The 25,016-nt window shown below is 69.2% G+C and carries 24 protein-coding genes; 21 read left to right on the forward strand and 3 right to left on the reverse strand.

Annotated elements, in window-relative coordinates; genetic code table 11:
* The first annotated feature begins 33 nt into the window (after window positions 1-33).
* From E1294_RS54755 to E1294_RS26035, 3 genes are read left to right on the forward strand one after another with little or no spacing between them, the layout of a single operon-like run.
* Window positions 34-342: an alpha/beta fold hydrolase gene (locus E1294_RS54755; RefSeq protein ID WP_220447939.1), complete on the forward strand. Its 309-nt coding sequence runs from the start codon at window positions 34-36 to the stop codon at window positions 340-342.
* The gene (locus E1294_RS54760; RefSeq protein ID WP_220447940.1) at window positions 326-553 is read left to right on the forward strand and encodes an alpha/beta fold hydrolase; all 228 of its coding nucleotides are present in this window, start codon (window positions 326-328) and stop codon (window positions 551-553) included. The genes E1294_RS54755 and E1294_RS54760 overlap by 17 nt, the downstream gene beginning before the upstream one ends.
* Window positions 546-986 (forward strand): rhodanese-like domain-containing protein, encoded by a 441-nt coding sequence (locus E1294_RS26035; RefSeq protein WP_132512487.1) that lies wholly within the window; start codon window positions 546-548, stop codon window positions 984-986. The genes E1294_RS54760 and E1294_RS26035 overlap by 8 nt, the downstream gene beginning before the upstream one ends.
* Before the next feature lie 71 nt (window positions 987-1,057).
* Here the strand turns inward: E1294_RS26035 and E1294_RS26040 are convergent, their stop codons facing one another.
* Window positions 1,058-1,681: a TetR/AcrR family transcriptional regulator gene (locus E1294_RS26040; RefSeq protein WP_132512489.1), complete on the reverse strand. Its 624-nt coding sequence runs from the start codon at window positions 1,679-1,681 to the stop codon at window positions 1,058-1,060.
* Window positions 1,682-1,768: 87 nt separating this feature from the next.
* On the opposite strand from E1294_RS26040, the gene E1294_RS26045 reads away from it, so the two are divergent.
* Together E1294_RS26045 and E1294_RS26050 are read left to right on the forward strand one after the other, a co-directional pair.
* Window positions 1,769-2,953, forward strand: a complete 1,185-nt coding sequence (locus E1294_RS26045) for a cytochrome P450 (protein WP_132512491.1) — start codon at window positions 1,769-1,771, stop codon at window positions 2,951-2,953.
* 178 nt (window positions 2,954-3,131) lie between these two features.
* The gene (locus E1294_RS26050) at window positions 3,132-3,596 is read left to right on the forward strand and encodes an aminotransferase class V-fold PLP-dependent enzyme (protein ID WP_181958554.1); all 465 of its coding nucleotides are present in this window, start codon (window positions 3,132-3,134) and stop codon (window positions 3,594-3,596) included.
* Between the two features lie 421 nt (window positions 3,597-4,017).
* Here E1294_RS26050 and E1294_RS26060 read toward each other — a convergent pair whose 3' ends face one another.
* A complete protein-coding gene (locus E1294_RS26060) occupies window positions 4,018-4,416 on the reverse strand; it encodes a VOC family protein (protein ID WP_132512495.1) in 399 nt (132 codons plus the stop codon).
* 504 nt (window positions 4,417-4,920) lie between these two features.
* Between E1294_RS26060 and E1294_RS26065 the strand changes: the two genes are divergently transcribed.
* From E1294_RS26065 to E1294_RS26075, 3 genes are all read left to right on the forward strand, one after another.
* Window positions 4,921-5,493: an ArsR/SmtB family transcription factor gene (locus E1294_RS26065; protein WP_281284511.1), complete on the forward strand. Its 573-nt coding sequence runs from the start codon at window positions 4,921-4,923 to the stop codon at window positions 5,491-5,493.
* 812 nt (window positions 5,494-6,305) lie between these two features.
* A complete protein-coding gene (locus tag E1294_RS26070; protein WP_132512499.1) occupies window positions 6,306-6,494 on the forward strand; it encodes a hypothetical protein in 189 nt (62 codons plus the stop codon).
* A gap of 97 nt (window positions 6,495-6,591) precedes the next feature.
* Window positions 6,592-8,220 carry an HAL/PAL/TAL family ammonia-lyase gene (locus tag E1294_RS26075; protein WP_132512501.1) on the forward strand — a complete coding sequence of 543 codons (1,629 nt, stop codon included), beginning with the start codon at window positions 6,592-6,594 and terminating at the stop codon, window positions 8,218-8,220.
* Between the two features lie 179 nt (window positions 8,221-8,399).
* Here E1294_RS26075 and E1294_RS26080 read toward each other — a convergent pair whose 3' ends face one another.
* Window positions 8,400-10,835, reverse strand: coding sequence for a PEP/pyruvate-binding domain-containing protein (locus tag E1294_RS26080; protein ID WP_132512503.1), 2,436 nt, complete (start codon window positions 10,833-10,835; stop codon window positions 8,400-8,402).
* Between the two features lie 888 nt (window positions 10,836-11,723).
* On the opposite strand from E1294_RS26080, the gene kdpF reads away from it, so the two are divergent.
* From kdpF to E1294_RS26145, 13 genes are all read left to right on the forward strand, one after another.
* Entirely contained in the window at window positions 11,724-11,813 is a 90-nt protein-coding gene (gene kdpF / locus E1294_RS26090) for a K(+)-transporting ATPase subunit F (protein ID WP_132512505.1), read from the forward strand.
* Window positions 11,813-13,474, forward strand: coding sequence for a potassium-transporting ATPase subunit KdpA (kdpA, locus tag E1294_RS26095; RefSeq protein ID WP_132512507.1), 1,662 nt, complete (start codon window positions 11,813-11,815; stop codon window positions 13,472-13,474). Before kdpF ends, kdpA begins: the two co-directional genes overlap by 1 nt.
* A 2-nt stretch (window positions 13,475-13,476) precedes the next feature.
* The gene (gene kdpB, locus E1294_RS26100; RefSeq protein WP_132512509.1) at window positions 13,477-15,594 is read left to right on the forward strand and encodes a potassium-transporting ATPase subunit KdpB; all 2,118 of its coding nucleotides are present in this window, start codon (window positions 13,477-13,479) and stop codon (window positions 15,592-15,594) included.
* Window positions 15,595-16,455: a potassium-transporting ATPase subunit C gene (locus E1294_RS26105; protein ID WP_132512511.1), complete on the forward strand. Its 861-nt coding sequence runs from the start codon at window positions 15,595-15,597 to the stop codon at window positions 16,453-16,455.
* Window position 16,456: 1 nt separating this feature from the next.
* Complete coding sequence (locus E1294_RS26110) at window positions 16,457-18,976, forward strand: sensor histidine kinase (protein WP_132512513.1); 2,520 nt, start codon at window positions 16,457-16,459, stop codon at window positions 18,974-18,976.
* Window positions 18,977-19,160: 184 nt separating this feature from the next.
* On the forward strand, window positions 19,161-19,490 hold the full coding sequence (locus tag E1294_RS26115; protein WP_132512515.1) for a PadR family transcriptional regulator: 330 nt from the start codon (window positions 19,161-19,163) through the stop codon (window positions 19,488-19,490).
* A 2-nt stretch (window positions 19,491-19,492) separates the two neighbouring features.
* Window positions 19,493-19,906, forward strand: a complete 414-nt coding sequence (locus tag E1294_RS26120; RefSeq protein WP_132512517.1) for a DUF1048 domain-containing protein — start codon at window positions 19,493-19,495, stop codon at window positions 19,904-19,906.
* Window positions 19,906-20,670, forward strand: coding sequence for an ABC transporter ATP-binding protein (locus E1294_RS26125; protein WP_132512519.1), 765 nt, complete (start codon window positions 19,906-19,908; stop codon window positions 20,668-20,670). The genes E1294_RS26120 and E1294_RS26125 overlap by 1 nt, the downstream gene beginning before the upstream one ends.
* Window positions 20,671-20,682: 12 nt before the next feature.
* The gene (locus E1294_RS26130; RefSeq protein WP_132512521.1) at window positions 20,683-21,447 is read left to right on the forward strand and encodes an ABC transporter permease; all 765 of its coding nucleotides are present in this window, start codon (window positions 20,683-20,685) and stop codon (window positions 21,445-21,447) included.
* An 83-nt stretch (window positions 21,448-21,530) separates the two neighbouring features.
* Window positions 21,531-22,739, forward strand: a complete 1,209-nt coding sequence (locus tag E1294_RS26135) for a cytochrome P450 (RefSeq protein WP_132512523.1) — start codon at window positions 21,531-21,533, stop codon at window positions 22,737-22,739.
* Between the two features lie 98 nt (window positions 22,740-22,837).
* Window positions 22,838-23,179, forward strand: coding sequence for a VOC family protein (locus E1294_RS26140; protein WP_132512525.1), 342 nt, complete (start codon window positions 22,838-22,840; stop codon window positions 23,177-23,179).
* Window positions 23,180-23,364: 185 nt separating this feature from the next.
* Window positions 23,365-23,511 carry a hypothetical protein gene (locus E1294_RS52925; RefSeq protein ID WP_165977480.1) on the forward strand — a complete coding sequence of 49 codons (147 nt, stop codon included), beginning with the start codon at window positions 23,365-23,367 and terminating at the stop codon, window positions 23,509-23,511.
* 447 nt (window positions 23,512-23,958) lie between these two features.
* Window positions 23,959-25,016, forward strand: a 1,058-nt coding sequence (locus tag E1294_RS26145) for a sensor histidine kinase (protein WP_132512527.1), incomplete at its 3' end; no start/stop codon positions are given.

Consider the following 25,016-nt stretch of genomic DNA (forward strand, 5'->3'; position numbering starts at 1 on the left):
ATCTTCGATCGGACAGGCCAGGAGGATCCCGTTTTGGGCAAGGTGACCTCGGCGGATGGACGTCCCGTCTCCTTCGACCGGCTCGGCGGCGGCCCGCCGGTCATCGTGGTGGCGCCGGCTTTGTGCGATCGGACGGACACGCACGCCCTGGCCGAACGTCTGGCCTCGTCCCACACGGTGCTCAACTATGACCGCCGGGGGCGCGGGGACAGCGGGGACACGCAGCCCTATGCGGTGGTCCGCGAGGTGGAAGACATCGCCGCGCTCATCAGCGCGAACGGGGGCGCGGCAGCGGTGTACGGGCACTCCCTACGAATTCCAGATCATGGGCAATGTCCGTAGCGGCGGCACCGTTCCGGCCGATCTGGTGGCTGCCGTTCAGGTTCCGGCTCTCGTTCTCAACGGCGAACACAGCCCCACCTGGATGATCGACTCCGGTTGCCTGATCGCGCACCAGATGCCTGCCGCGCGCCATCACGTCCTGCCCGGCCAGAACCACCTGGTGCCGCCCGAGGTGCTGGCACCTGTGCTGACGGAGTTCCTTGATGGGTGAGCCGAAGGACAACGTCCAGCCGCTGACCGTCGATCGCCTGCTTGCCGTGGCGCGCGCCGGGCTACGCCGGTTGTCCCCTGCCGAGGCTGCGGCCGCAGTCGCCCGTGGCGCCCGGCTGGTGGACACCCGCCCACACTTCCAGCGGGTGGCCGATGGTGAGATCCCGGACGCGATCATCATCGAACGCAACCATCTGGAATGGCGTCTCGACCCTGCCAGCCCAGCCCGTATCCGCGAGGCGACCGGCTACGACATCGCCTGGATCGTGCTCTGCGACGAGGGCTACTCCTCCTCCTTGGCGGCTGCCTCGCTCCACAGGATCGGCCTGGGCCACGCCACGGACGTGATCGGTGGCTTCCGGGCGTGGAGGCTGGCCGGGCTACCCCTGACCACTCCTGCGATGCCGACCCCGCCGCGCCTACCGGGAGAGTGAACGCCCAGGCGCGTGACGCCGCACCGGTCGCGTTCGCGGACGGACAGTAGACCGTGCTGATATTTCACCTGTCACGCTGCGGGATGCGCACTGGGGTGCGCGGCGGCCATGACGCCGTGCACGGCCTGGGCGATGCGCTCGGCGGCCTGGTCCGGGTCGGGCCGGCCGGCGTCCAGCCAGGCGATGACGGCCTCCAGGGTGAAGCCGGGAATCAGGTTGGCGGCCCAGTCCAGCCACGGGCCCTCAGGGATGACGCGGGCGAGGTTGCGGCGGCCGACCTCGCGGGAGACGGCGGTGAGGGAGTCGATCAATTCCCGGAAGTCGGGCTCGCGGGCGGCGTAGCGGAACAGCAGCCGGAACCCGTCGGGGTCGGCGGCGGCGGCGCGTAGCAGCGCGGGGATGGCGTCGTCGTCGAAGTCGTCGGCTCCGGTGGCCTCGGCCAGTCGTGCGCAGGCCCGGTCGAGGACGGCTCGGTAGAGGTCGGCCTTGGAGTCGAAGTGCCGATAGAGCATCGCCCGGGTCAGCTCGGCCTCGGTGGCGATGTCGTCGAGGCCGGTGGCGGTGTAGCCGGCGCGGGCGAAGGCGCGGGTGGCGGCGTCCAGGATCTGCTCACGCCGTTCGGCACGGCGCAGCCTGCGCACCGGCTGAGCCGGTCCGGCCTCGTGCCGGCTCTGGCCCGCTTCGGACTTGCCCATCCGACCTCCTCTTGTATAAGGCAAAGTATACATGTAACTTAATAGACATCGAAGTATACAATTCTGCGTTTACCTCGCGGAGGAGCCATGTCGTCCACCCCCGTTCAGCTTCCCTACGACCAGCCCGGCCCCCTGCAACCGCCGCCGCAGCTGCGCCGGCTGCAGGCCTCGGGCCCGATCCACGCCATCCGCACCGCGGTCGGCGACCCCGGCTGGCAGGTGACCGGGTACGAGCAGGTGCGCGCCCTGCTGGACGACGACCGTCTCGGCCGCGCTCACCCCGAACCCGGGCGGGCCTCCCGCACCGGCGAGTCTGAGCTGTTCGGCGGCCCTCTCGGGGGCTTCGACACCGAGCAGGCCGACCACCGCAGGATGCGCTCGCTGCTGCAGCCGCACTTCTCGCCCAAGCGGATGCGCGCCCTGGCCGGCCGGGTCGAGACGCTCACCACCCGGCTGCTCGACGAGCTGGCCGCCGCGGGGCCACCCGCCGACCTGCACGCCGCGCTGGCGCTGCCGCTGCCGATCGCGGTCATCTGCGAGCTGCTCGGCGTCCCGTACGAGGACCGCAAGCAGTTCCGCGGCTGGACGCAGGCCGCCGCCGACATCACCGACCGGGCCCGATCCGCCGAGGGCCTGGGCTCGTTGTTCACCTACGGACAGCAGCTGGTGGCCCGCAAACGCGCCGCCGGTGACACCGACGCCGACGTGATCTCCCGGCTGGCCGCCACCGACGGGGTCAGCGACGACGAGGCCGCCGCGATGGGCATGTTCCTGCTGTTCGCCGGGCACGAGACCACGGTCACCGCGATCGGCCGGGGTGTGTTGTGGCTGCTGGCCACGCCCGGCCAGTGGCCGGCCCTCGTCGCCGACCCGGCCCGGATCGACGGCGCGGTGGAGGAGATCCTGCGCGCGCCCGGCCTGGGCGGGGGCGGCATCCCCCGCTACGCCCGCACCGACCTGGAGATCGCCGGCGTGCACGTACGGGCCGGGGACCTGGTGTTGCTCGACACCGGCGCCGCCAACCACGACGCCGCCGTCTTCGACGACCCCGAGCGTTTCGATCTCGGCCGTCCCGCCGTGCCGCACCTGTCGTTCGGGCACGGCGCCCGCTACTGCGTCGGCGCGCCGCTGGCCCGCATCGAGCTGCAGGTGGTCTTCTCCCAGCTCGCGGCCCGCTTCCCCACCCTGGAGCTGGGCTGCGCGGTGGGGGAGCTGGCCTTCGACACGCGCACGCTGGCCGGTGGGCTGACCGCTCTGCCAGTGGTCTGGTGATCGGCATGAGCGCGGCGAAGACAAACGCTCGGCGGCCCCTGTTCGGCCGGATGTATCCCAAGATGGCCGCCGCCATGGACGAGGGCGGCATGATCGAACGTGGCGGCTGTCCGAGCTGCCCGTCGAGGCCGGAGAGCCGGTGTGACCGGCCCGGCAGCTCACGCGACACCGCATCCGGTTGGCCGGCGGTCCGGTCTGCCTCGGCCACAACGCCACCACACCCGTCGACACGCGCGTGACCGCAGCGGTGTCGCCGCCTGACCACCCCGGCAACCCCTCCAGCAGCCACTCCTATGGCCGGCAGCCTCGTGCGGCCCTGGAACAGGCCTGCGCCCAGGTCGCCACGCTGATCGGCACCCGCCCGTACGAGATCGTCTTCACCGCCTCCGGCTCCGAAGCCGACCTGCTCGTCCTGCGCGGCGGGGCCCTCGCCTCCGGCCGCCCGCGCCCGCATGTGATCACCCAGGCCACCGAGCACCCGGCCGTCATCCGGACCTGCCACGTGCTGGAGCGCCTGCACGGCGCCCGCATCACCGTGCTGCCGGTCGGCGGCGACGGCTTGGTGGATCCGGCCGCGCTGGCCACCGCCCTGGATGAGGACGCGGTACTGGTGTCGGGGTGCTGCTGGGCGCTCTGGTCATGATCCTTACCCAGCTCGTCATGGTCGCGATCATGACGATGGCCTCCGTGCACATGCACGACTGCGGCCACGGCACCGCCGCGGGCCCCAACCGGGCAAACCCTGGCACACCCGGCGGGAGTGAACCTTGTGCCGCCCATGTCCTGGTCGGCCAGCAGCGCCAGCCGCGAAGTCGCCCGGCAGCGACACCAGGCACGCGGCCGGCTGGCCCGCCTACCACGCGGGCCAGCACCTCCTGGCTCACCCCCGGTTTGCTCATGAGGCGGGGCGGATCTCCACGATCGGCCAGGAGCGAGCGATCTTCAGCGCCTCGTCCAGGTCGGCCACCTCGACCTCGGCGAACCCGCTCACAACCTCCTTGCCGTCCGCGAACGGCAGGTCTCGACGAACATCAGCACGTACTCCTCCCCCAGTGGTGTCGTGGTCAGCGTGCCGGGAGGGCGGCGTACAGGTCGATGCCGTTCCCGTCGGGGTCGGCCACCGTCGCGTACCGCATGCCCCAGAACGCGTCGAACGGCTCGGCGATTCCGCGGTGGCCGGCATCGACGAGCTCGACGTACTTGGCGTCCACCCCGGCCGGCGCGTCGAACTCGAAGCACAGCAGTGTGCGCGGCCCGCCGGTCGGCGCGCTCCAGCCCGGCAGGAACGGCGTGCGGAAGCCCTCGGTGTCCAGCATCACGTGCAGTCCGTTCGGCAGGTCACAGCCGGCGTGCTCGGGTGAGTGCTCATCGACCTTGAACTCCAGCCCCAGCCGGGCGTAGAAGGCGATCGCGGCGTCCAGGTCGGACACCACGATGTCGATCGTGTTCAGAGTGGGATGCATGATGCGCTCCTTCGCGCTCGGTCGGTGAGGTTGCGCAGGCCGTCTGCGAGATCGCTGTCGGGCTCACCTCGCCTGACGGCGAGTTGGACACAGAGACATGCCCGCTGATGGCCTGGCCCTCACTCCACAGACGATCGGCCGAGCCCTCGATACGACATAGGCGCCGAACTCCTTCGCGCGCTTCGTCGGCCGTAGACGCTCGCGTACAACTCGGGCAGCATCGTCGGCGGGATGCCGTCGGATGCCCAGGGGTTCAGGCGGCCGGTGCCAGGTGGGCGTCATGGCGGATCAGCGTCGCGGGTGGACCCAACGCCTCACAGATCCAGCACCTGCCGGAGGGACGCCGGCCAGGGGAACCGCCTGTGGACGGTGATCGTGTCGAACAGGTCTACCGGCAGGTCTGTGCGCCCGGTCCTCGGCTACGCCATCCGCCGTTGCGACTTCCCTGGGTCCCGCCGGTACCAGGCTTGACAGGTGATGGGGCCTACGGTTTTCTATCGGAATATGCCTTCTGGGAATATCCATTCCAATACTGATCCGCGTACTCTCCGGGCGCTGGCCCATCCAGTGCGGCTCGACCTCCTGCGCCTGCTGCAGATGAACGGGGAGGTTACCGCGAGCGGTGCCGCGGAAGAGCTGGGGTTGACCCCGAAGGTGTGCTCGTACCATCTGCAATTGCTGGCCAAATACGGCGTGGTCGAGGAGACCGGGCAGGGCAAGGGACGCGCGCGCCCCTGGCGCCTCGCAGTGCAGCGCCTGACCTACGTGCACCAGCCCGACGAGGACTCGGCAACCTCGCGTGCCGCGGACGCCTTCGCCAGGACGATGCTGGCCAGGGACGTCCAGACCATTGAGAGCTTCATCGATCGGCGGCACGGGCTCCCGGTCCAATGGCGCAACGTCTCCACGCTGTCCAGCAACCTCCTGCGGCTGACCCCCGACCAGCTCCGCGACTTCGGCCGTGAGCTGTTCGCCGTGCTGCACCGCTACCAGGAGCGCAGCCGCTCGCCAGAGCCGGGGGCTCGCCCGGTGCAGGCCATCCTGTACGCCGTTCCGGCCGATCCGGCCGGCGGATGACGGTGGCGCCGATATCGACGGCTTCGGCGTTCCCTGCGACGCGCGTACCGCACACCGGCTTTGCGGCGCAGTCGGCGAGAACGCCGTGGCCGAACACCCCAACGCGATCTTTCATCAAGCTCGACATTCCGCCGGGGACGACCGTCGGGTTCCGGCCATTCCGCATTCCTCCGTCACAGGAAGCACCATGATCCCTAACGCCGCCGCGCCGAGGCCGCCCATGCCCCCCGCCAAGCCGAAACGCTCCCCTGCCAGGGTCATCCTGATCGGCTGCCTTTCGGTGCTGGCCGTGGTGATCGTGGTGATCGGCGTGATCGTGGCGCTGACGTACTCGTACTTCAGCAAGCCCGAGCACGAGCGCGGCGTCTTCGACCAGAGCGGCGGCAAGGAACTCGCCCAGGAGCCCTGCGCCGACCTCGAACGTACGCTCGCGCCCGGCCTCTCGGCGAGCGGCATGGAGACAACCTGGCAATCGGAGCGCGGCTACACGGTGGTCTGCGACTTCTCCCTCGCCGGACGCGGAGGCCGGTGGACGGCGACCGTCCGCTACGTCGTCCGGCACCAGCCCCTGCTGTTCGGGCGAGACGTCGGCGAGCAACTCGACTCCATCTATGGCGGCTTCGAGGCACGCAGCGAGAGGCGGCCCGACGACCAGAAGATGACGCAGTGGACGAGTGTGCCGGGCATCGGCGACCGCGCCAAGACCTACCTGCTCTGGGACGACGGCGCCGACACCACCGCGCGAAGCCGACTTCGACTCCCCCGACTACCGCCGCCCGTTCGAGTGGGATCAGTGGGTCGCCACAGGTACGTTGAGCCGGGTCGTCAAAGTCCGGGCCGGCAACACGCTGGTGGAAGCGGAGATCCACGCCGACCTCCCGCTCACCGGAGACGCCCCCGACAGGCTGACGTCGGAGCGCGAGTACGAGAGCACCGCGGCCGCGCGCTTCACCGTCCCCATCGAGGACCTCGCGCGCAAGGCCCTCGCCACCCTCGAATGAAACGAGAGCCGCACAGCGCGGGGTGTCCGCCTGCCGGTCGGTGGAAACCGCGGGCGAGTCCGTGTCCCCAGGGAAACAGAGTGAAGGCACAGGTGTGATGAGCGTTGTCATCGACGGTGAAACCCTCACCGCTGACCAGATTGTCCGTGTCGCCCGTCCAGTGACCCCCCACCGATATGCGGAGGTGACGCTCGCCGACGCCGCGCGGGATCGGCTGGTCCGTACGCGTGCCCACATCGAGACGCGGTGGATGGACGACCGAGCCCCTCTGATGTACGGGTTCAACACCGGTGTGGGCCAGTTCAAGGACCGGCGGATATCGGTTGCCGACATGGCGCACTATCAGCGGCAGCTCATCAAGGCGCACGCGACCGGGACCGGCGAGCCGTTCGAGCCCGATGTGGTCAGGGCGGTGATGCTGCTGCGCGCCAACGCCTTGGCGGCCGGGTTCTCCGGGCCCTCGGTCGAGGTCGTCGATCGGCTGCTGGCCTTCCTCAACGAGGGGCTGCATCCGGTGATCCCGTCCAAGGGATCGGTGGGCGCGTCAGGAGATCTCGCGCCCCTTTCCTACCTGGCGGCCGCCCTGTACGGGTTCGGCGAGGCGGAGATCGATTATGGCGGGCGCCGGCTGAGCGCGCCGGCGGCGATCTCGGCCGCCCGGCTGCCAGCCGAGTTCGAGCCCGCGGCCAAGGACGCGTCGGCGTTGCTGAACGGGTCCACCGTCTCTCTGGCCCTGGGGGTGCTGGCCGCCCACGACGCGCGGCGAGTCGTACGGGCCGCCGACATAGCCCTGGCGATGAGCCTGGAGGCGATGCGCGGTGAGCTCGCCGCGTTCCGCGTGCCGGTCCATCGCGCCCGGCCCCATCCCGGCCAGCAGCAGGTGGCCGGGAATGTGCTCAGGCTGGCGGGCGACTCACGACGCTGCTCCCCGGCCGCGCGGCAGGTGGTGTTCCCGGAGGAGAACCGCGCCAGCGGTCAGGCTCCGGCGCCACGGGTCCAGGACGTCTACTCGATCCGCTGTGCGCCGCAGGTGCACGGGCCGGCGCGCGATGCGCTCGGATACATCGATCGGGTGCTGGAGATCGAAAGCAACGCGGCGACCGACAACCCACTGATCTTCGAGACCGACGAGGGCTACGAGGTGATCTCCGGCGGCAACTTCCATGGGCAGTCCCCGGCTCAGGCGATGGACCTGCTCGCCATCGCGCTCACCGATCTGGGCTCGATCAGCGAGCGGCGCCTGGCCCGCCTGCTGGACCCGGCGATGAGCCTGGGCCTGCCGCGTAACCTCAACGCCGGCCCGGCGGGCGTCAACACCGGCTACGCCAACGTGCAGTGCTCGATGTCGGCGCTGGTGATGGAGAACCGAACGCTGTCGGCTCCCGGCTCGATCGACTCGATTCCCGGCAAGGGCAACGCCGAGGACCACGTCTCGAACTCGGCGTGGTGTGCCCGCAAGGCCCGCACCGTGGTGGACAACGTCGAACAGATCGTCTCGGCCGAGATGCTCATGGCGGCGCAGGCTTTGGCCCTGGTCGAGCCGCTGGCACGCGAACATCCGCTCGGCCGTGGCACTCGGGCGGCGGTGGAGGTCATCCGTGACGCCATCCCGCCCGCCCTCGACGGCGACCGGTGGTTCCACACCGAGATGGCGACCGTGCTCGACCTGAGCAGGTCGGGGGCGATCATCGATGCGGTCGAGGGCGCCGTCGGACCGCTGGAATAGGGGTTCACCGACCTGGCCGAGCAGGGCCTGCGACATCACCGACGGCTGCCATGTCACGAAGCACGTCGATCACCATGTGGGTGTTGGCGTCGTCGAGCGCGCCGGTCGGTTGGCCGGCCAGGACCACGGCCGGTCGCCTCGCCGGCATTCATGCAGGGGCACACCACACCCCCTGACGGTCATTCGGGTTCCACGCGCACTGTGCCCGCCGTACCGTCGACGGTGATCAACTGCCCGGTCTTGATCTCATTTGTGGCGTCACGGACGCAGATGACGGCGGGGATCCCGTACTCGCGGGCAACGGTGGGGCCGTGCGCAACCGGGGAGCCGGTCTCGGTCACCAGACCGGCCGCGGTCATGAACAGCGGGGTCCATCCAGGGTCGGTGGTGGGTGCGACCAGGATCTCCCCCGGTTCGATGCGCGCGCCAACCGGGTCACGGATCACCCGCGCCCTGCCCGTTGCCTGCCCGGAGGCCCCTGACATGCCGGCCAGCACGCCGTCCTGTGCCGGCCGGGCGGGGGCGAGCGCCTCCACGTCGGTCCCGTCGGACAGCAGGGCGCCGGGGACCGTGCGCCGGCGCAGTTCCCGCTCGTACTCCGCGCGCCGCATCGCGGCCAGTTCCCGTTGGTCGGCCTCGTCGTGAGCGGCGGCTCGCGCCTCGTCCAGCGTCAGGAACATGATGTCGTCAGCGTGCTCCAGCCGACCGCGGTCGGCCAGGTCCGCGCCGGCCAGAAGGAGTTGCCGCCGGCACGCTTGGATCGCGGGCAGCCAGGCGAATTTCGCGATCTCCCGTAGCCCGGTGAGCTGTCGCGAGCGGCGCATGAAGAACACCGCCAGCCGGCCGCGGACCGGGTGCCGGCGCCGTGCCCGCCGCGACAGCGTCTCGATCATTCGCTCCGCCTTGACCGCGGCCGCCTTGAACCGCAGGTCGGGCGCCTGCGCGGGATCCTCGATGCGCAGGTAGTTGGCGATGGTGGCGAACAGCGGTGCCGGGTCCTCGTCCCAGTGCGGCACGCCGACGTCGATCTCGGCCGCCGCGCGCATGCCGTACGTGGCCAGGAAGCCGGTCATCCCGATGTCTGGGAGCTCGCCCGCGAAGTACTTCGCGGCGAGGTCCTCCGGTGGGGTGCCGAGGAAGAGGTCGCGGTGCTCGCGTGCCTTCACCGCCAGGTCCCATAGCTTCAGGTCCATCTCCGTCGTCACGTTGTACGGCATGCCACCGAGGACGGTGTCGAGTTCCTCGCCCGTGGCGACGCCCTTGAGCAACGCGGCCGGGACCGTTCCGGCGATCATGCCTGTCACAAGCGGCCACAGGATCCCGTGCATGTCCATGCTCATGACCCCTGTGTGGGAGTCTTCGATGACCCAGCGCAGCCGTTCGGCGGCCGTGGCGGACCCGCCCGGTGGGACGATCATCCGCTTGATCTCCGCGACGCCGCGGTAGGCGCGGGCTCGTGCGAGAGCCGGGTTGGACAGGCTCGATACCACTCCGGCTATCCCGGCGGGCACCGTCCGCAAGGTGCCCTTGAGCGCGGTGCCGACATGGAACGGCAGGCCGGGCCGCGACGCGAACCGTGGATCGTCGAGCATGCGCAGCACGGCGCCCTGCACTCTCGGCCCGTAGATCTCCAGGGAGGTCCCGATGTGCTTGCGCATGGTCTTGCTGCGCAAGAAGTCGGTCACGTCGAAGTAGATCCGGCCACCGATGTGCTCCAGCCGGGGCAGCGGGTCGCGCCGGTCGACCTTGGCTCCCGCGGCCTTGAACCACAGGCTTCCGCCGGTCTTGAACAGCGACACTCCCATGGGGGTGCACGGGCGGAGCATGCCCTGCAAGTGGCCTAACTCCAGGTAGAGCCGTGTATCGCCGGTGTCGGGCGGCAGCGGGAAGAGCGTGGTGATCGGCCGGGACTGCAGCAGCCACAGCGAGCCCTCAGCGTCTATCGCCCACTCGATGTCCTGCGGCGAACCGAAATGCTTCTGCAGACGCAGCCCGGCCGCACGCAGTTGGTCGAGCTGCTCCGCGCTCAGGCAGCCGTCGGGGTTCGGTACGGCCGGCATCCGCCGGTCGAGCACGTAGTGGTCGGGCACGACGGTGCCCTCGACGATGGCGGTGCCCAGGCCAGGGGCGGCGTCGACGACCATCTCAGCACGGCAGCCGGTGATCGGGTTGGCGGTGAACAGCACGCCGGCCGCGACCGGGTCGATCATGCGCTGCACCACCACGGCCATGACCGCCTCACCGACGCCCGCGGCGGCGCGGTAGGCGACGGCTCGTTCCGTGAACAGGGAGTCCCAGCAGCGGCGAACCGCGTCTATCAGCTCACTCCGGCCTTCGATGTTGAGATACGTGTCCTGCTGGCCGGCGAAGCTGGCCTCCGGCAGGTCCTCGGCGGTGGCGCTGGAGCGCACCGCCACCCGCCCGCCGCCGAGCCGCTTGTATGCCTCGACCAGCTCGTTCTCGGGCACATCCCCCGACCGGTAGGACTCGACGGTCAGGCAGAAGCCATCGGGAACGCGCTCCCCCGCCTTGATCATCTCCCCGAGCCCGGCGCCCTTACCGCCCACGAGGTCGAGCATGGAGCCGTCGATGTCGGACAGCCGGATCAGTTCCATCGCGCCTTACTCCCAAAGCCGACACCCTTGCAACAATGCCGACCAGGCTTCCCGGCGCTCCATTTCGGACGCTAGCACCGCCGAGGCTCGCCTACCAGACGAGGCTGCACCACAGCGCCTCTGGGCAACCCGGCCGGGATCAACCCCTCCCCCTCGTGGCCACGCATCCACCCAGTCCTTCCGCCGTCAGGAAACCATTTCATCTAATCTCCTTCTGGCTTCCTACGGCATTTTTCCTACGGCATCTCTACGCAATCACTACGGCTTCTGACGCGTTGTTTACGCGTCAGAAAGGCGTCAAAATACTTGCACCGGAGACCTTTCGCCCACGCGGGCGCCTGGGTCAGGCGCATAAGGAGTCCGGGCCGCTGCGGCGGAAGGCCCTTCGCGCACGGGAGGGAAGTCTCCCCCCGTCACTCTCCTTGAGAAGGGTCCATGACCACATCTCAGTCCCCTGTCCCGCGGCGGTGACCGCCCCCTGGAAGGAACTCCTCCTGCTGGTCGCCCGTGCCCCTGGCCGATCCCCGGACAGCCGCGTCCCCGGGTGAGCGGCTCGTCTCGCTCGTGAGTACGCTCCCCACCCGACTTTGACGGCTTCTGAACGGATCGAGGGCAAGCCGTCGGGCGATCTTGACACATCGCCTAAAGGGTGCTTGCGGGCTGGGCGTAGAAAAGGCGTCAATATTCGAGCATCGGCCGTATGAATCCCGTCAAGACCGGCCAAACCCCTCAAATCATAGGATTCGCTGGTTTCGGGGCCGCCCAGTAGGTGCGGCAGAACACCCTGTTTCCAGATTGAGGAGTGGGGATGACCGACGTCATCTTCGTAGCCCTGACGGTCGCGATCTTCGTCGTCCTGGGGCTGGTCGTCAAGGCGGTGGAGCGGCTGTGAGTGGTGTCAACGCCGTGGGCCTCGTCGTGGTCGTAGGCCTGGTGATCTTCGTGGTCGCGGCCCTGCTGTTCCCGGAGCGTTTCTGATGTCATCGACCATGGCAGGGCTCCTGTTCATCGGCTCGCTCCTTCTCGCCCTGGCCGTCTGTTACATGCCGCTGGGCGACTACATGTTCCGCGTCTACACCGGAACCAAGCATCTGCGCGTCGAACGCGTCGTCTACCGGCTGCTGGGTGTCAACGCCGGCAGCGAACAGCGGTGGGGCGTCTACGCGCGCAGCGTGCTGGCGTTCTCGGTGTTGTCGATCCTGTTCCTGTACGGGCTGCAGCGCCTGCAGAACCACCTGTTCCTCTCGCTGGGGATGGAGCCGGTCGAGCCGTCGCTGGCCTGGAACACCGCGGTCAGCTTCGTCACCAACACCAACTGGCAGGCCTACTCGGGTGAGGCCACGATGGGTCACGTGGTGCAGACCGCGGGCTTGGCGGTGCAGAATTTCGTCTCCGCGGCGGTCGGCATGGCGGTGGCCATCGCCCTGGTTCGCGGCTTCGCCCGGAGCAGGACCGACACGCTCGGCAACTTCTGGGTGGACCTGGTCCGCGGCATCATGCGCATCCTGCTGCCGATCGCGTTCGTGGCGGCGCTGGTGCTGGTGGCCGGTGGCGCGATCCAGACCTTCGCCGACCACAGCATGTGGACGACGCTGACCGGCGGCGAGCAGACCTTCACCCCGGCCGCGGCAGCCTCACAGGAGGCGATCAAGGACCTGGGCACGAACGGCGGCGGCATCTTCAACGTCAACTCGGCTCACCCGTTCGAGAACCCGGCGGCGTGGACGAACTGGCTGACGATCTTCCTGCTGACGGTCATCGCCTCCTGCCTGCCGCGCACGTTCGGTCGCATGGTCGGCGACAACCGGCAGGGATACGCGATCACCAGCGTGATGGCGATCATGGCGATCGTCAGCATCGGCATCACCCAGTGGGCCGAGCTGAGCGTGAGCGGCACCGTGCCGCAGGCGATCGGGCAGGCCCTCGAAGGCCGTGAGACCCGCTTCGGCACCTCGAACTCGGGCCTGTTCGCCACCGCCACCACCCTCACGAGCACGGGCTCGGTGGACTCCTTCCACGACTCCTACACCGCGATCGGCGGCGGCATGCTGATCTTCAACATGCTGCTCGGTGAGGTCGCCCCCGGCGGCGTCGGCGCGGGCCTGTACGGCATGCTCATCCTCGCCGTGCTCACGGTGTTCGTGGCGGGGTTGATGGTCGGCCGCACACCGGAGTACCTGGGCAAGAAGATCGGCGCCCGCGAGATCAAGCTCGCCTCGCTGTACTTCCTCGTCACCCCCACGCTGGTGCTGCTCGGCACGGCGGTGGCGATGGCTACCGAGGCCGGCCGCTCGGCCATGCTGAACTCCGGCCCGCACGGCCTGTCGGAGATCCTGTACGCCTACACCTCCGCCTCCAACAACAACGGCTCCGCCTTCGCCGGCGTGAGCGTGAACACCACGTTCCACAACACCACGCTCGGCCTGTGCATGGCCTTCGGCCGATTTCTGCCGATCGTGCTGGTGCTGGCGCTGGCCGGATCGCTGGCACGGCAGGCGCCGGTGCCCGCCTCCGTCGGCACGCTGCCGACGTACCGGCCGCAGTTCGTCGGCATGGTCGTCGGCGTGACGATCACCCTGGTCGCCCTGACGTTCCTCCCGGCTCTGGCGCTCGGGCCGCTCGCAGAAGGACTGCTGTAGATATGTCAACACAAGTGCTGGAATCACCGAGCCAGTCGCCGACGCCGGACAAGGGCGGCCGGGTCGGCGGCGGTCTGCTCGACCCGAAGCAGATGATCCGGTCGCTGCCGGCCGCGCTGCGCAAGCTCGACCCGCGCGTCATGTGGCGCAACCCGGTGATGTTCATCGTCGAGATCGGCGCGGTGTTCACCACAGTGCTGGCGGTCCTCGACCCGTCGATCTTCGCCTGGGCCATCGTGATGTGGCTGTGGCTGACCGTCGTGTTCGCGAACCTGGCCGAGGCCGTGGCCGAAGGCCGGGGCAAGGCGCAGGCGGCCACACTGCGGGCGGCCAAGCGCGACACCACCGCCCGCCGGCTGAAGAGCCGCGACGACCACGGCCAGTGGGACGTGGTCGGCGCGACCGAGCTCAAGCAGGGCGACCTGGTGATCGTCGAGGCCGGCGAGATCATCCCCGGTGACGGCGACGTCATCGACGGCATCGCCAGCGTGGACGAGTCCGCCATCACGGGCGAGTCCGCCCCCGTGATCCGCGAGTCCGGCGGCGACCGCTCCGCGGTGACCGGTGGCACGAAGGTGCTGTCCGACCGCATCCTCGTGCAGATCACGCAGAAGCCGGGCGAGAGCTTCGTGGACCGCATGATCGCCCTGGTGGAGGGCGCGAACCGGCAGAAGACGCCGAACGAGATCGCGCTCAACATCCTGCTGGCTGCGCTGACCGCCATCTTCTTGGTGGCCACCGCGACCATGCAGCCGCTGGCCATATTCTCCAAGTCGGTCAATCCCGGCGTGCCGGACTCGCTCGCGCTGACCTCCGACGGCGTGACCGGGATCGTGCTGGCCTCTCTGATCGTCTGCCTGATCCCGACCACGATCGGTGCGCTGCTGTCGGCGATCGGCATCGCCGGTATGGACCGCCTGGTGCAGCGCAACGTCCTGGCCATGTCCGGCCGCGCCGTGGAGGCCGCCGGGGACGTGTCCACGCTGCTGCTGGACAAGACCGGCACCATCACCCTGGGCAACCGTCAGGCCAGCAAGTTCGTCCCGGTGGACGGGGTCACCGAGCAGGCCTTGGCCGAGGCGGCCCAGCTCTCCAGCCTGGCGGACGAGACCCCCGAGGGCCGCTCGATCGTGGTGTTCGCCAAGCAGCGTTACGGCCTGCGCGAGCGCGAGATCCACGGCGCCGAATGGGTGCGGTTCACCGCCCAGACCCGCATGTCCGGCGTCAACCTGGACGGCCGCGAGGTCCGCAAGGGCGCCGCCACCGCGGTCATGAAGTGGGTGCGCGACGTCGGCGGCCACCCCACCGACCAGATCGGGCACATCGTGGACGGCATCTCCGCCTCCGGCGGGACCCCCCTCGTCGTCGCCGAGACGGGCCGCGTCCTGGGTGCCATCCACCTGAAGGACGTGGTCAAGGAGGGCATGCGCGAGCGCTTCGACGAGATGCGCCGCATGGGCATCCGCACCGTCATGATCACCGGCGACAACCCGCTGACCGCCAAGGCCATCGCCGACGAGGCCGGCGTGGACGACTTCCTGGCCGAGGCCACCCCCGAGGACAAGCTCGCGCTGATCAGGAAGGAGCAGGAGGGCGGCCGGCTGGTCGCGATGACCGGCGACGGCACCAACGACGCCCCCGCCCTGGCCCAGTCCGACGTCGGCGTGGCCATGAACACCGGCACCTCCGCAGCCAAGGAGGCCGGCAACATGGTCGACCTCGACTCCAACCCGACCAAGCTCATCGAGGTCGTCGAGATCGGCAAGCAGCTCCTCATCACCCGGGGTGCGCTGACCACGTTCTCCATCGCCAACGACATCGCCAAGTACTTCGCGATCATTCCCGCGATGTTCGCGGCGGTGTACCCGGGCCTGGACGCGCTCAACATCATGCGCCTGGCCAGCCCGCAGTCCGCGATCCTCTCGGCGGTCATCTTTAACGCGCTGGTCATCATCGCCCTCATCCCGCTCGCGCTCAGAGGCGTCAGATACAGGCCGTCCAGCGCGTCCAAGCTGCTGTCGCGCAACCTGTACGTCTACGGGCTCGGCGGGGTCATCGTCCCGTTCATCGGCATCAAGCTCATCGATCTGCTGATTCGCTTCCTTCCGGGGATGTCATAAATGGACCGCATGCCCAGCTGGATCCGCCGGCACCTCGCCGCGCTGCGCGCGCTGCTCGTGCTCACGGTAGTCACCGGCATCATCTACCCGCTGGCCGCCACCGGCGTGGCCCAGGCACTCTTCAACGACCACGCCAACGGCTCGGTCATCGAGAAGGACGGCAAGGCCGTCGGCAGCTCGCTGATCGGCCAGTCCTTCACCGACGCCGACGGAAACCCGGTCAAGAAGTACTTCCAGTCCCGCCCGTCGGCGGCCGGCGACGGCTACGACCCCACCTCCACCTCGGCGAGCAACCTCGGCCCGGAGGATGTCATCGACACTCTGCCGGTGCCGGGTGCCAAGGATGACGAGGGCAACCCGGACGAGGGCGAGCAGTCACTGCTCACCCAGGTCTGCGCCCGCTCCAAGGCGGTCGGCGAGCTGGAGGGGATCGGCGGCGCCCGCCCGTACTGCACCCCTGACGGGGTCGGCGCGGTGCTGAAGGTCTTCCCCGACCGCGCCGTCAGCGTCAACCAGGCCTGCCCCGCCACCCCCTTCGTCACCACCTACCAGGGGCTGAAGGTCGAATGCGCTCGGCCGGGCGAGAACTACGCGGCCGGCCGCACCGTCCCCGTCCGCGGCGACGTGACCACCGTGCAGGTTCCCGCCGACGCGGTCACTGCCAGCGGCTCCGGCCTGGACCCGCACATCTCCGTCGCCTATGCCGAGCTGCAGGCTCCCCGCGTGGCCAAGGAGCGCGGGCTTGCCCTCGACCAGGTCAAGGCGTTGATCGGCGAGCACACCACCGGGCGAGCCCTCGGCTTCATGGGCGAACCCGCCGTCAACGTGCTCGAACTCAACCTCGCCCTCGACGGAGCCTGACATGCGGGGGCGGCTGCGGGTCTACCTCGGGGCGGCCCCCGGGGTGGGCAAGACGTACGCGATGCTCGGGGAGGGCCGGCGCGGCCTGGAACGAGGCCGGGACGTGGTCGTGGGTTTCGTCGAGACCCACGGCCGCCCCCGCACCGCCACCCTCCTGGAGGGCATGGAGATCATCCCCCGCAGGATCCTCGTCCACCGCGGCGCCACCTTCACCGAGCTCGACGTGGATGCGCTCATCGAGCGGGCGCCCAAGGTGGCGCTGATCGACGAGCTGGCCCACACCAACGTGCCCGGCTCGAAGAACGCCAAGCGCTGGCAGGACATCGACGAGATCCTCGACGCCGGCATCAACGTCATCTCCACGGTCAACATCCAGCACCTCGAGTCCGTCAACGACGTCGTCGAACAGATCACTGGCATCCCGCAGCGCGAAACCGTCCCGGACGAGGTGGTGCGGCGGGCCACCCAGATCGAGCTGGTGGACATGTCGCCGGAGGCGCTGCGCCGCCGCATGGCGCATGGAAATGTCTACGCGCCCGAGAAGGTGGACGCGGCGCTGTCCAACTACTTCCGCGTCGGCAACCTCACCGCGCTGCGGGAACTGGCCCTGCTGTGGGTGGCGGGCAAGGTGGACGACCAGCTCGACCGCTACCGCACCGACCACGGCATCGCCGGTACCTGGGAGGCCCGCGAACGCGTCGTCGTCGCCCTGACCGGCGGCCCCGAGGGCGAGACGCTCGTCCGGCGGGCCGTCCGGATCGCTGCCCGCACCAAGGGCGCCGACGTGCTGGCCGTCCACGTCACCAGCGCCGACGGGCTGGCCGGCGGAGACCCTGCCAACCTGGCCCGCCAGCGTAACCTGGTGGAGAGCATGGGCGGCAGCTACCACCAGGTGGTCGGGAACGATATTCCTCAGGCGCTGCTCGACTTCGCCCGCGGCGTCAACGCCACCCAGCTCGTGCTCGGCGCCTCGCGGCGCGGCAGGTTCGCCCAGGTTCTCTCACGCGGTGTCGGAGTGGAGACCACTGCCCGGTCCGGCACCATCGACGTGCACCTGGTCACCCACGAGGAGGCCAAACAGGGCCGCAAGCGGCCTAAACGCTCTGGAGCCGCGCTGAACAAGAAGCGCCGGTTGTCCGGCTGGGCGGTCGCGGTGGCGGGCATGCCGCTGCTGACCGTCGCCCTGCTGCCGTTCCGCGACGTGATCTCGCTGCCCAGCGAGATCCTGCTGTTCCTCTGCCTGGTCGTCGGGGTCGCCCTCATCGGCGGCATGTGGCCGGCCATGGTCGCGGCCGTGGGCGGGTCGCTGCTGCTCAACTGGTTCTTCACTCCGCCCGTGCACACGTGGACGATCGCCGATCCGGAGAATTTCCTCGCGCTGGTGGTGTTCGTGCTGGTCGCGGCTGCGGTCAGCACGATTGTCGACCTGGCCGCGCGGCGTACCAGGGAGGCCGCGCGAGCCCGCGCCGACGCCGAGGCGCTGTCCACGCTGGCCGGGCACGTGCTCCGCGGCGAGGCCGCTCTGCCCTCCCTGTTGGGACGGTTGCGCGAGACGTTCGGCCTGGACTCGGTCACCCTGCTCGAACGCCTCGCCGAGCCCACCCCGGACGACCAGGCCGAGCCCCGAGCCTGGCGGATCATCGCCACTTCTGGTGCCAAGCCCTGCACCGAGCCCGCCATGGCCGACACCGACGTCCAGATCAACGACCGTCTCGTGCTCGCCGCCCGTGGACGGCTCCTGGACGCCAGCGACCGGCGCGTACTGGAGGCCTTCGCCGCCGAGGCGGCCGTCGCCCTCCGCCAGGAACGCCTGCAACGCGAGGCCGAACAGGCCAAGCCACTGGCGGAAGCCGACAAGATGCGCACCGCGCTGCTCGCCGCCGTCAGCCACGACCTGCGCACCCCTCTGGCAGCCGCGAAGGCCGCCGTCGAAAGCCTGCGCAGCCACGACGTCATATGGACGCCGGAGGACCGCGACGAGCTGCTGGCCACCGCCGACGAGTCGCTCGACCGACTGGACCGGCTGGTGGAGAACCTGCTCGACATGAGCCGCCTGCAGGCCGGCGTGCTCGGCCTTTCCCTGCAGCCCGTCGCCCTGGAGGAAGTCATCCCCCGCGCCATCGACGACCTCGGCCCGATGCGCGACCGCATCGAAGGCAATGTGCCCTTCGCCCTCCCCGAGATTCAGGCCGACCCGGCCCTGCTGGAACGTGTGCTGGTCAACCTCATGGCCAACGCCGTCCGCTACAGCCCGCCCGGCCATGATGTGCTGATCAACGGCAGCCGGCACGACGACGAGGTTGAGATCCGCGTCGTCGACCGCGGCCCCGGCATCCCGCCCGAGGACTACGAGCGGGTCTTCCTGCCCTTCCAGCGGCTCGGCGACCGCGACAACGGCACCGGCGTCGGGCTCGGCCTCGCGCTCTCGCGCGGGCTGACCGAAGCCATGGGCGGCACGCTGGAACCCGAGGAGACTCCGGGAGGAGGTCTCACCATGACCGTCCGGATGCCGATCTCGTGAAGGTCCCGGAGTCGGCGGCCGTGTCAGCGTGAAAACGGCCCGGTGTCAGCGCGCCCGGCGATGGTGGACGAGCAGCGATCGGATCCGCGGTTTCCTTCGCTATTCGGCGTTGCTAAGTACTGGTAGTCAGTGTTACGTTGTACCGGTAGTTAGCGTCACCGAGTACCTGAAGGGGAGGTGTCCCATGGGCAAGCTCGTCACGGAGATGCTCAAGGGAACGCTGGAGGGCATCGTCCTGGCGATCCTGTCCATCCGGCCCGCCTACGGCTACGAGATCACGGCGCGGCTGCGGGATCAGGGCTTCGCCGACATCGCCGAGGGCACCATCTACGCGCTGCTGGTCCGCTTCGAGCGGCGCGGCCTGGTCGACGTGACCAAGGTCCCCTCCGAAAAGGGGCCGCCACGCAAGGTGTACTCCCTCAACGCCCACGGGCGGGAGTACCTGGAGGAGTTCTGGAGGACCTGGAGCTTCCTCGCAGAACGGCTCGAACAGCTCCGCAAGGGAGGTAACTAGACATGGCCACAGGATCGAACGAGCCCAAGAGCCGCTACCTGCAGTACCTGGAACTCCTCACCGGATCCCTGGACGACAAGAAGCGCTGGCGGCGCTACAAGGCGCGCGTCAAGCAACTCCCCGACAACTACCGCATCGCGGTCGAAGCGCTGGAGCGCTACCTCATGCAATTCGGGCCGGCCGACGGCGCCGGCGCCATGGCGATGTTCCACGACCTGGCCGACCTGTTCGAACAGAGCGCGGCCGACGGCACCCCGATCCGCGACATCTTCGGCGACGACCCGGTGGAGTTCGTCGAGACGTTCATGGCCAACTACCCGCTGGGCCAGTACAGAGCCCGGGAGCGGCACCGCTTCACCACCGCAATCGAATGCGCCGCCGGTGAGAACCCCGGAAGAGAAGACAGGACCACGTGATGACCACACAACAAGTCCCGGCGATCCACGTGCAAGGGCTCGAGAAATCCTACAAGGACCTGCAGGTGCTGCGCGGCGTGGACTTCACCGTGGCGCGGGGCAGCATCTTCGCCCTGCTCGGCTCCAACGGGGCGGGCAAGACCACCGCCGTCAAGATTCTTGCAACGCTGCTCAAGGCCGACGCGGGCACCGCCCGCGTGAACGGCTTCGACGTCGCCATGCAGGCCGCGGACGTACGGGAGTCGATCAGCCTCACCGGGCAGTTCGCCGCCGTCGACGAGATCCTCAGCGGCCGGGAGAACCTCGTGTTGGTCGCCCGCCTGCGGCACCTCAAGAATCCGGGCAAGATCGCCGATGACCTGCTCGCCCGGTTCTCGCTGACCGACGCGGGCGCCCGGAAGGTGTCGACGTACTCGGGTGGCATGCGCCGCCGCCTCGACATCGCGATGAGCCTGATCGGCAATCCGCCGGTCGTCTTCCTCGACGAGCCGACGACCGGGCTCGACCCCCAGGCACGCATCGAGGTGTGGCAGGCCGTCAAGGAGCTCGCCGAGGGCGGCACGACGGTGTTGCTCACCACGCAGTACCTGGACGAGGCCGAACAGCTCGCCGACCGGATCGCGATCCTCCACCAGGGCCGGATCATCGTCAACGGCACCCTGGACGAACTCAAGCAGCTGCTCCCGCCCGCCGAGGTCGAATACGTCGAAAAGCAGCCGACCCTGGAGGACGTCTTCCTCACGCTCGTCGGCACGAAAGCCTGAAGGAAACCCACGATGAACAAGCATTTCTTCGGCGACACCGCCGTCCTGCTCGGACGGTCCCTGCGCCACATCACCCGCAGCCCGGACACCATCATCACGACCGCGGTCATGCCGATCGCGATGATGCTGATGTTCGTCTATGTGTTCGGCGGCGCGATCAACACCGGATCGGACTCGTCGTATGTGAACTACATGCTGCCCGGCATCCTGCTCATCACCATCGCCTCGGGCATCGCCTACACCGCGTACCGGCTGTTCATGGACATGCAGGGCGGGATCTTCGAACGCTTCCAGTCCATGCCGACCGCGCGCTCGTCCGTGTTGTGGGCGCACGTGCTGACCTCGCTGGTCGCCAACCTGATCTCGCTCGTGGTCGTGGTGCTCGTCGCCCTCCTCATGGGCTTCCGCTCGAGCGCGGGAGTGCTGGAATGGCTCGCGGTCGCCGGCATCCTGATCCTGTTCACCCTGGCGTTGACCTGGATCGCCGTCATCCCCGGTCTGTCCGCGAAGAGCGTGGACGGCGCGAGCGCGTTCTCCTACCCGCTCATCTTCCTGCCCTTCCTCAGCTCGGCCTTCGTGCCCACCGACACCATGCCCGGCCCGGTGCGCCTTTTCGCCGAGAACCAGCCGGCGACCTCCATCGTCAACACCATCCGCGACCTGTTCACCCAGCAGCCGGTCGGCACCGACATCTGGATCGCCCTGGCCTGGTGCGTCGGCATCCTCATCGTCGCCTACCTCTTCGCCATGAACACCTACCGCCGCAAGATCTCCTAGACCGCGTAGGCCGAGCTCGGCTCGTCCTGCACGCACCCTTCGCGTTCCACACGACACGTCCCATCGCCAGACAGGGAAAGATCATGACTGAATCCCCCCACACCGTCACGACGATGCCGACCGAGCGTCGGCCCGGCTGCCCCTTCGACCCGCCCAAGGAGCTGATCGAGGCCCGCGAGCAGAGCCCGATCAGCCGCCTCTCCTTCCCCGACGGGCACCAGGGCTGGCTGGTCACCGGCTACGACCTGGCCCGGTCGGTCCTGGCCGACCCCCGCTTCAGCTCCCGCAAGGAGCTCATGCGCCACCATCCGATCATCGACTACGGCGACATCGAGGTCCCCCCGGCGCCGCCCGGCGAGTTCCTGCTCATGGACGAGCCGCGGCACAGCCGCTACCGCAAACCGCTGGTCGGCAAGTTCACCGTCCGCCGGATGCGGCTGCTCACCGAGCGCGTCGAGCAGATCACCGCCGGGCACCTGGACGCCATGGAGAAGGCCGGCCCGTCGGCGGACCTGGTGACCGCGTTCGCCAAGCCCATCCCCGCCATCGTGATCTGCGAGCTGCTGGGCGTGCCGTACGAGGACCGGAACTTCTTCCAGGAGAACATCGACACGTTCCTCGGCGGTGAGACGAGCGACGAGGAACTGATCGCCGCCTACATCGCGACCCAGCAGTATCTGGCGCAGCTGGTGGCCGCCAAGCGCGCCAACCCCACCGACGACGTGCTCAGCGACCTGCTCGACAGCGACCTGACCGACGAGGAACTACAGGGCATGGCCCTGATCCTGCTGTCGGCCGGGTTCGACACCACCGCCAACATGCTCGCCCTGGGCACCTTCGCCCTCCTGCAGAACCCGGCACAGCTCGCCGCGCTGCGCGCCGACCCCACCCTCACCGACCAGGCCGTGGAAGAGCTGCTGCGCTACCTGAGCATCGCCAAGCAGTTCTCCCGGGTCGCGCTGGAGGACGTCGAACTGGGCGGCCACACCGTCAAGGCCGGGACCACGGTCATCCTGGCCCTCAACACCGCCAACCGCGACCCCGAACGCTTCCCCGACCCCCACACACTCGACATCCACCGGCAGGACGGCGGCCACCTGGCCTTCAGCCACGGCATCCACCAGTGCCTGGGCCAGCAACTCGCCCGCGTCGAAATGCGCGTCGCCTTCGCCGCGCTGCTCAACCGCTTCCCCACCCTCCGCCTGGCCGTCCCGGCCGAAGAGGTCGCCCTGCGCCCGGAGGTCGCGGACATCTACGGGGTCAAGAGCCTCCCGGTCACCTGGGACGCGTAACTCCAGGGCAGGGCGCGGGCGCACCGGGGAGCCGATGAGTTCTCGACGCCGCCGTGGTCAGTATCGGTGACACATCGATCATGCGTGTGGAGGACGACATGGCGCAGGACCTTTTCGCCGGCATCCCCGTCTCCGACTACGCCGCGGCGTTGCCGTGGTACGAGCAGCTCTTCGGCGGGCCTCCCTCCTTCCTGCCGAACGACATCGAGGCAGTCTGGGAGGTGGCCGCGAACCGTTACATCTACATCGTGCAAGACCCGGATCGGGCGGGGAATGCTCTGGTGTTGTCGTTCGTCGACGACCTGGGCGGCCGGGTCGCCGAGATCACGCAGCGGGGCATCGAGCCTGCGAGGCGTGGGACGTACGACGGTGGCGTGACCAAGGTGACCTACCGGGACGCGGAGGGCAATGAGATCAGCTTCGGCGGCGGCGTCGGATGACGTCACCTCTGACCTGAGGCTCCACATCGTCGTCCGTCCCGCGGCAGGGGCGGTCGCGAGGGTGTTCGGTTCCTGGCTCGCGCGCCGGTCCCCGACCCCCCCGACACCCCCGCCTGCTCCGCCAGGAGATCACCTGGCATCGGTCACCACGCCCACCGTTCGGGTCCGGCCCGCCACGCGGGCCGATGCCGCACTGCGTCGCGTTCATCGCCCGGTCGTCGGCCGAGGCCGTCGGTCACGCCACGACTACCTTCCATGAGCGTCCCGGTGACGTGCTCATGCGGCCGAGAAACTTCGTCCCGGTGCGGCACTGGCTGGAGCGGGCGTTGTAGTGGGCGGTGGCGTGGCTGAACACCGGAAAGGAGGCAGGCTGCCCCGGTCTCCACAACGGCAAATGTGGTGATGAATTTCGTCGCCGTGCGGCGCTGCTTGGAACAGCCGGCGCTCCCGTCGAGTTTCCGCGGTTTCGCAGTGAAACGCCGCGTGCCTCAGTTTCCCGTGGAGTTGGACGCTGTCACCGCACCGACCCGCAGCCGGGTCTCTTCCACCTTCACCATGACCGGGCGTCGTTTCATCGCTGCCCCTTCGTTGGATGGGTCTCTGCACTATCCTTGCCCACGCGCGGTCCTTTGACAAACTCAACGTCTCAGTTGTCATCCGAATAGTCAGCGCATTCACGAATGGATTTCCCCGTGACCGGTCGATTTCCATCCGGCACGACGTACGCGCTTGACACAGACTGATCGGAGAGGGGTTGACGCGCGAGGCAGGGAGATCGGGTGAGTGACCGGGTGAGACATGGTGCGCGGTGGGTCCTGGCGTTCGACGCGGAAGGCGCGGGGCTCGCCCTGCCGCTCCGCTCGGCGGTGACCCTGCCGCTGGTGGGCGCTCTGGGGGTGGTGCTGGCCGCGATCGTCTGGCACACCCTGCTCGACGACTACGGCGTGCGCAACGTGACGGCGGGCACCCTGGGGCTGGCGACGGCGATCGCGCTGGTGGTGTCCCGCTTCCGGCCCAGGGCGGCGTGGTGGTTGTCGCTGGTCGCGGCCGTGGCGGCCGCCGTGACGTCCCATGCCCAGCTGGACGGGATGGTGTGGCCCGCGCCCGTGCTGGGCGCGCATGTGTCCGTGCTGGGCCTGGTGGGGTTCGGGGCGGGGCGTGTGCTGCTGGTCGAGATGTGGCTCGGCACGCTGGCGGCCGGGGTCGTCCTGTGGGCGGGGCTGCCGGGCGAGCAGGCGCTGGTGAGCCTGATGGACATGTCGTTGTTGTCGGGCATGGTGCTGATCACCGTGGGCGCGCTCGGCGGGCATCGTGAGGCGTTGCGCCGGGTGGCCCTGGCGGATCAGAAGGCACTGGCGGAGCAGACCCGCTCCGCTCTCCTGGAAGAGCGCGCCAGGATCGCGAGGGAGCTGCACGACGTGGTGGCCCATCACATGTCGGTCGTCGCGGTGCAGGCCGAGGCGGCCCCCTACCGTGTGACCGATCCTCCCCCGGAGCTGGCGAGGAGCTTCGCCACCATCCGGTCGAGCGCGGTGGAGGCGCTCACCGAGCTCCACCGCATTCTCGACCTGCTCAGGAACGGCACGGACGAGGCGAGCCCGCAGCCGACCCTTGACCGGCTGGGGGAGCTGGTGGGCCGGCTGCGGGCGGCAGGCACGCCGGTGACCATGCGCGTCGACGGCGAACGCAGGCCGCTCCCGCCGGGGGTGGAGCTGTCGGCGTACCGGATCGTGCAGGAGGCGCTGAGCAACGCGCTCCAGCACGCTCCGGGCGCACGGGTCGGCGTCGAGGTGGCGTACGAACCTGGCGAACTTCACATCCGCGTCGAGAACGACCC

Source organism: Nonomuraea diastatica (genome assembly GCF_004349015.1).
Taxonomy (GTDB): Bacteria; Actinomycetota; Actinomycetes; order Streptosporangiales; family Streptosporangiaceae; genus Nonomuraea; species Nonomuraea diastatica.

What these genes read in the sequence shown, in the direction of transcription:
- E1294_RS54760 (WP_220447940.1), top strand. Translation starts at nt 326, where the DNA reads ATGGGCAATGTCCGTAGCGGCGGCACCGTTCCGGCCGATCTGGTGGCT.
- E1294_RS26060 (WP_132512495.1), bottom strand. Translation starts at nt 4,416, where the DNA reads ATGCATCCCACTCTGAACACGATCGACATCGTGGTGTCCGACCTGGAC.
- E1294_RS26035 (WP_132512487.1), top strand. Translation starts at nt 546, where the DNA reads ATGGGTGAGCCGAAGGACAACGTCCAGCCGCTGACCGTCGATCGCCTG.
- E1294_RS26075 (WP_132512501.1), top strand. Translation starts at nt 6,592, where the DNA reads ATGAGCGTTGTCATCGACGGTGAAACCCTCACCGCTGACCAGATTGTC.
- kdpA (WP_132512507.1), top strand. Translation starts at nt 11,813, where the DNA reads ATGTCATCGACCATGGCAGGGCTCCTGTTCATCGGCTCGCTCCTTCTC.
- E1294_RS52925 (WP_165977480.1), top strand. Translation starts at nt 23,365, where the DNA reads ATGCCGCACTGCGTCGCGTTCATCGCCCGGTCGTCGGCCGAGGCCGTC.
- kdpB (WP_132512509.1), top strand. Translation starts at nt 13,477, where the DNA reads ATGTCAACACAAGTGCTGGAATCACCGAGCCAGTCGCCGACGCCGGAC.
- E1294_RS26125 (WP_132512519.1), top strand. Translation starts at nt 19,906, where the DNA reads ATGACCACACAACAAGTCCCGGCGATCCACGTGCAAGGGCTCGAGAAA.
- E1294_RS26040 (WP_132512489.1), bottom strand. Translation starts at nt 1,681, where the DNA reads ATGGGCAAGTCCGAAGCGGGCCAGAGCCGGCACGAGGCCGGACCGGCT.
- E1294_RS26120 (WP_132512517.1), top strand. Translation starts at nt 19,493, where the DNA reads ATGGCCACAGGATCGAACGAGCCCAAGAGCCGCTACCTGCAGTACCTG.
- E1294_RS26115 (WP_132512515.1), top strand. Translation starts at nt 19,161, where the DNA reads ATGGGCAAGCTCGTCACGGAGATGCTCAAGGGAACGCTGGAGGGCATC.
- E1294_RS26135 (WP_132512523.1), top strand. Translation starts at nt 21,531, where the DNA reads ATGACTGAATCCCCCCACACCGTCACGACGATGCCGACCGAGCGTCGG.
- E1294_RS26045 (WP_132512491.1), top strand. Translation starts at nt 1,769, where the DNA reads ATGTCGTCCACCCCCGTTCAGCTTCCCTACGACCAGCCCGGCCCCCTG.
- E1294_RS26140 (WP_132512525.1), top strand. Translation starts at nt 22,838, where the DNA reads ATGGCGCAGGACCTTTTCGCCGGCATCCCCGTCTCCGACTACGCCGCG.
- E1294_RS26105 (WP_132512511.1), top strand. Translation starts at nt 15,595, where the DNA reads ATGGACCGCATGCCCAGCTGGATCCGCCGGCACCTCGCCGCGCTGCGC.
- E1294_RS26065 (WP_281284511.1), top strand. Translation starts at nt 4,921, where the DNA reads ATGCCTTCTGGGAATATCCATTCCAATACTGATCCGCGTACTCTCCGG.
- E1294_RS26130 (WP_132512521.1), top strand. Translation starts at nt 20,683, where the DNA reads ATGAACAAGCATTTCTTCGGCGACACCGCCGTCCTGCTCGGACGGTCC.
- E1294_RS26110 (WP_132512513.1), top strand. Translation starts at nt 16,457, where the DNA reads ATGCGGGGGCGGCTGCGGGTCTACCTCGGGGCGGCCCCCGGGGTGGGC.
- E1294_RS26080 (WP_132512503.1), bottom strand. Translation starts at nt 10,835, where the DNA reads ATGGAACTGATCCGGCTGTCCGACATCGACGGCTCCATGCTCGACCTC.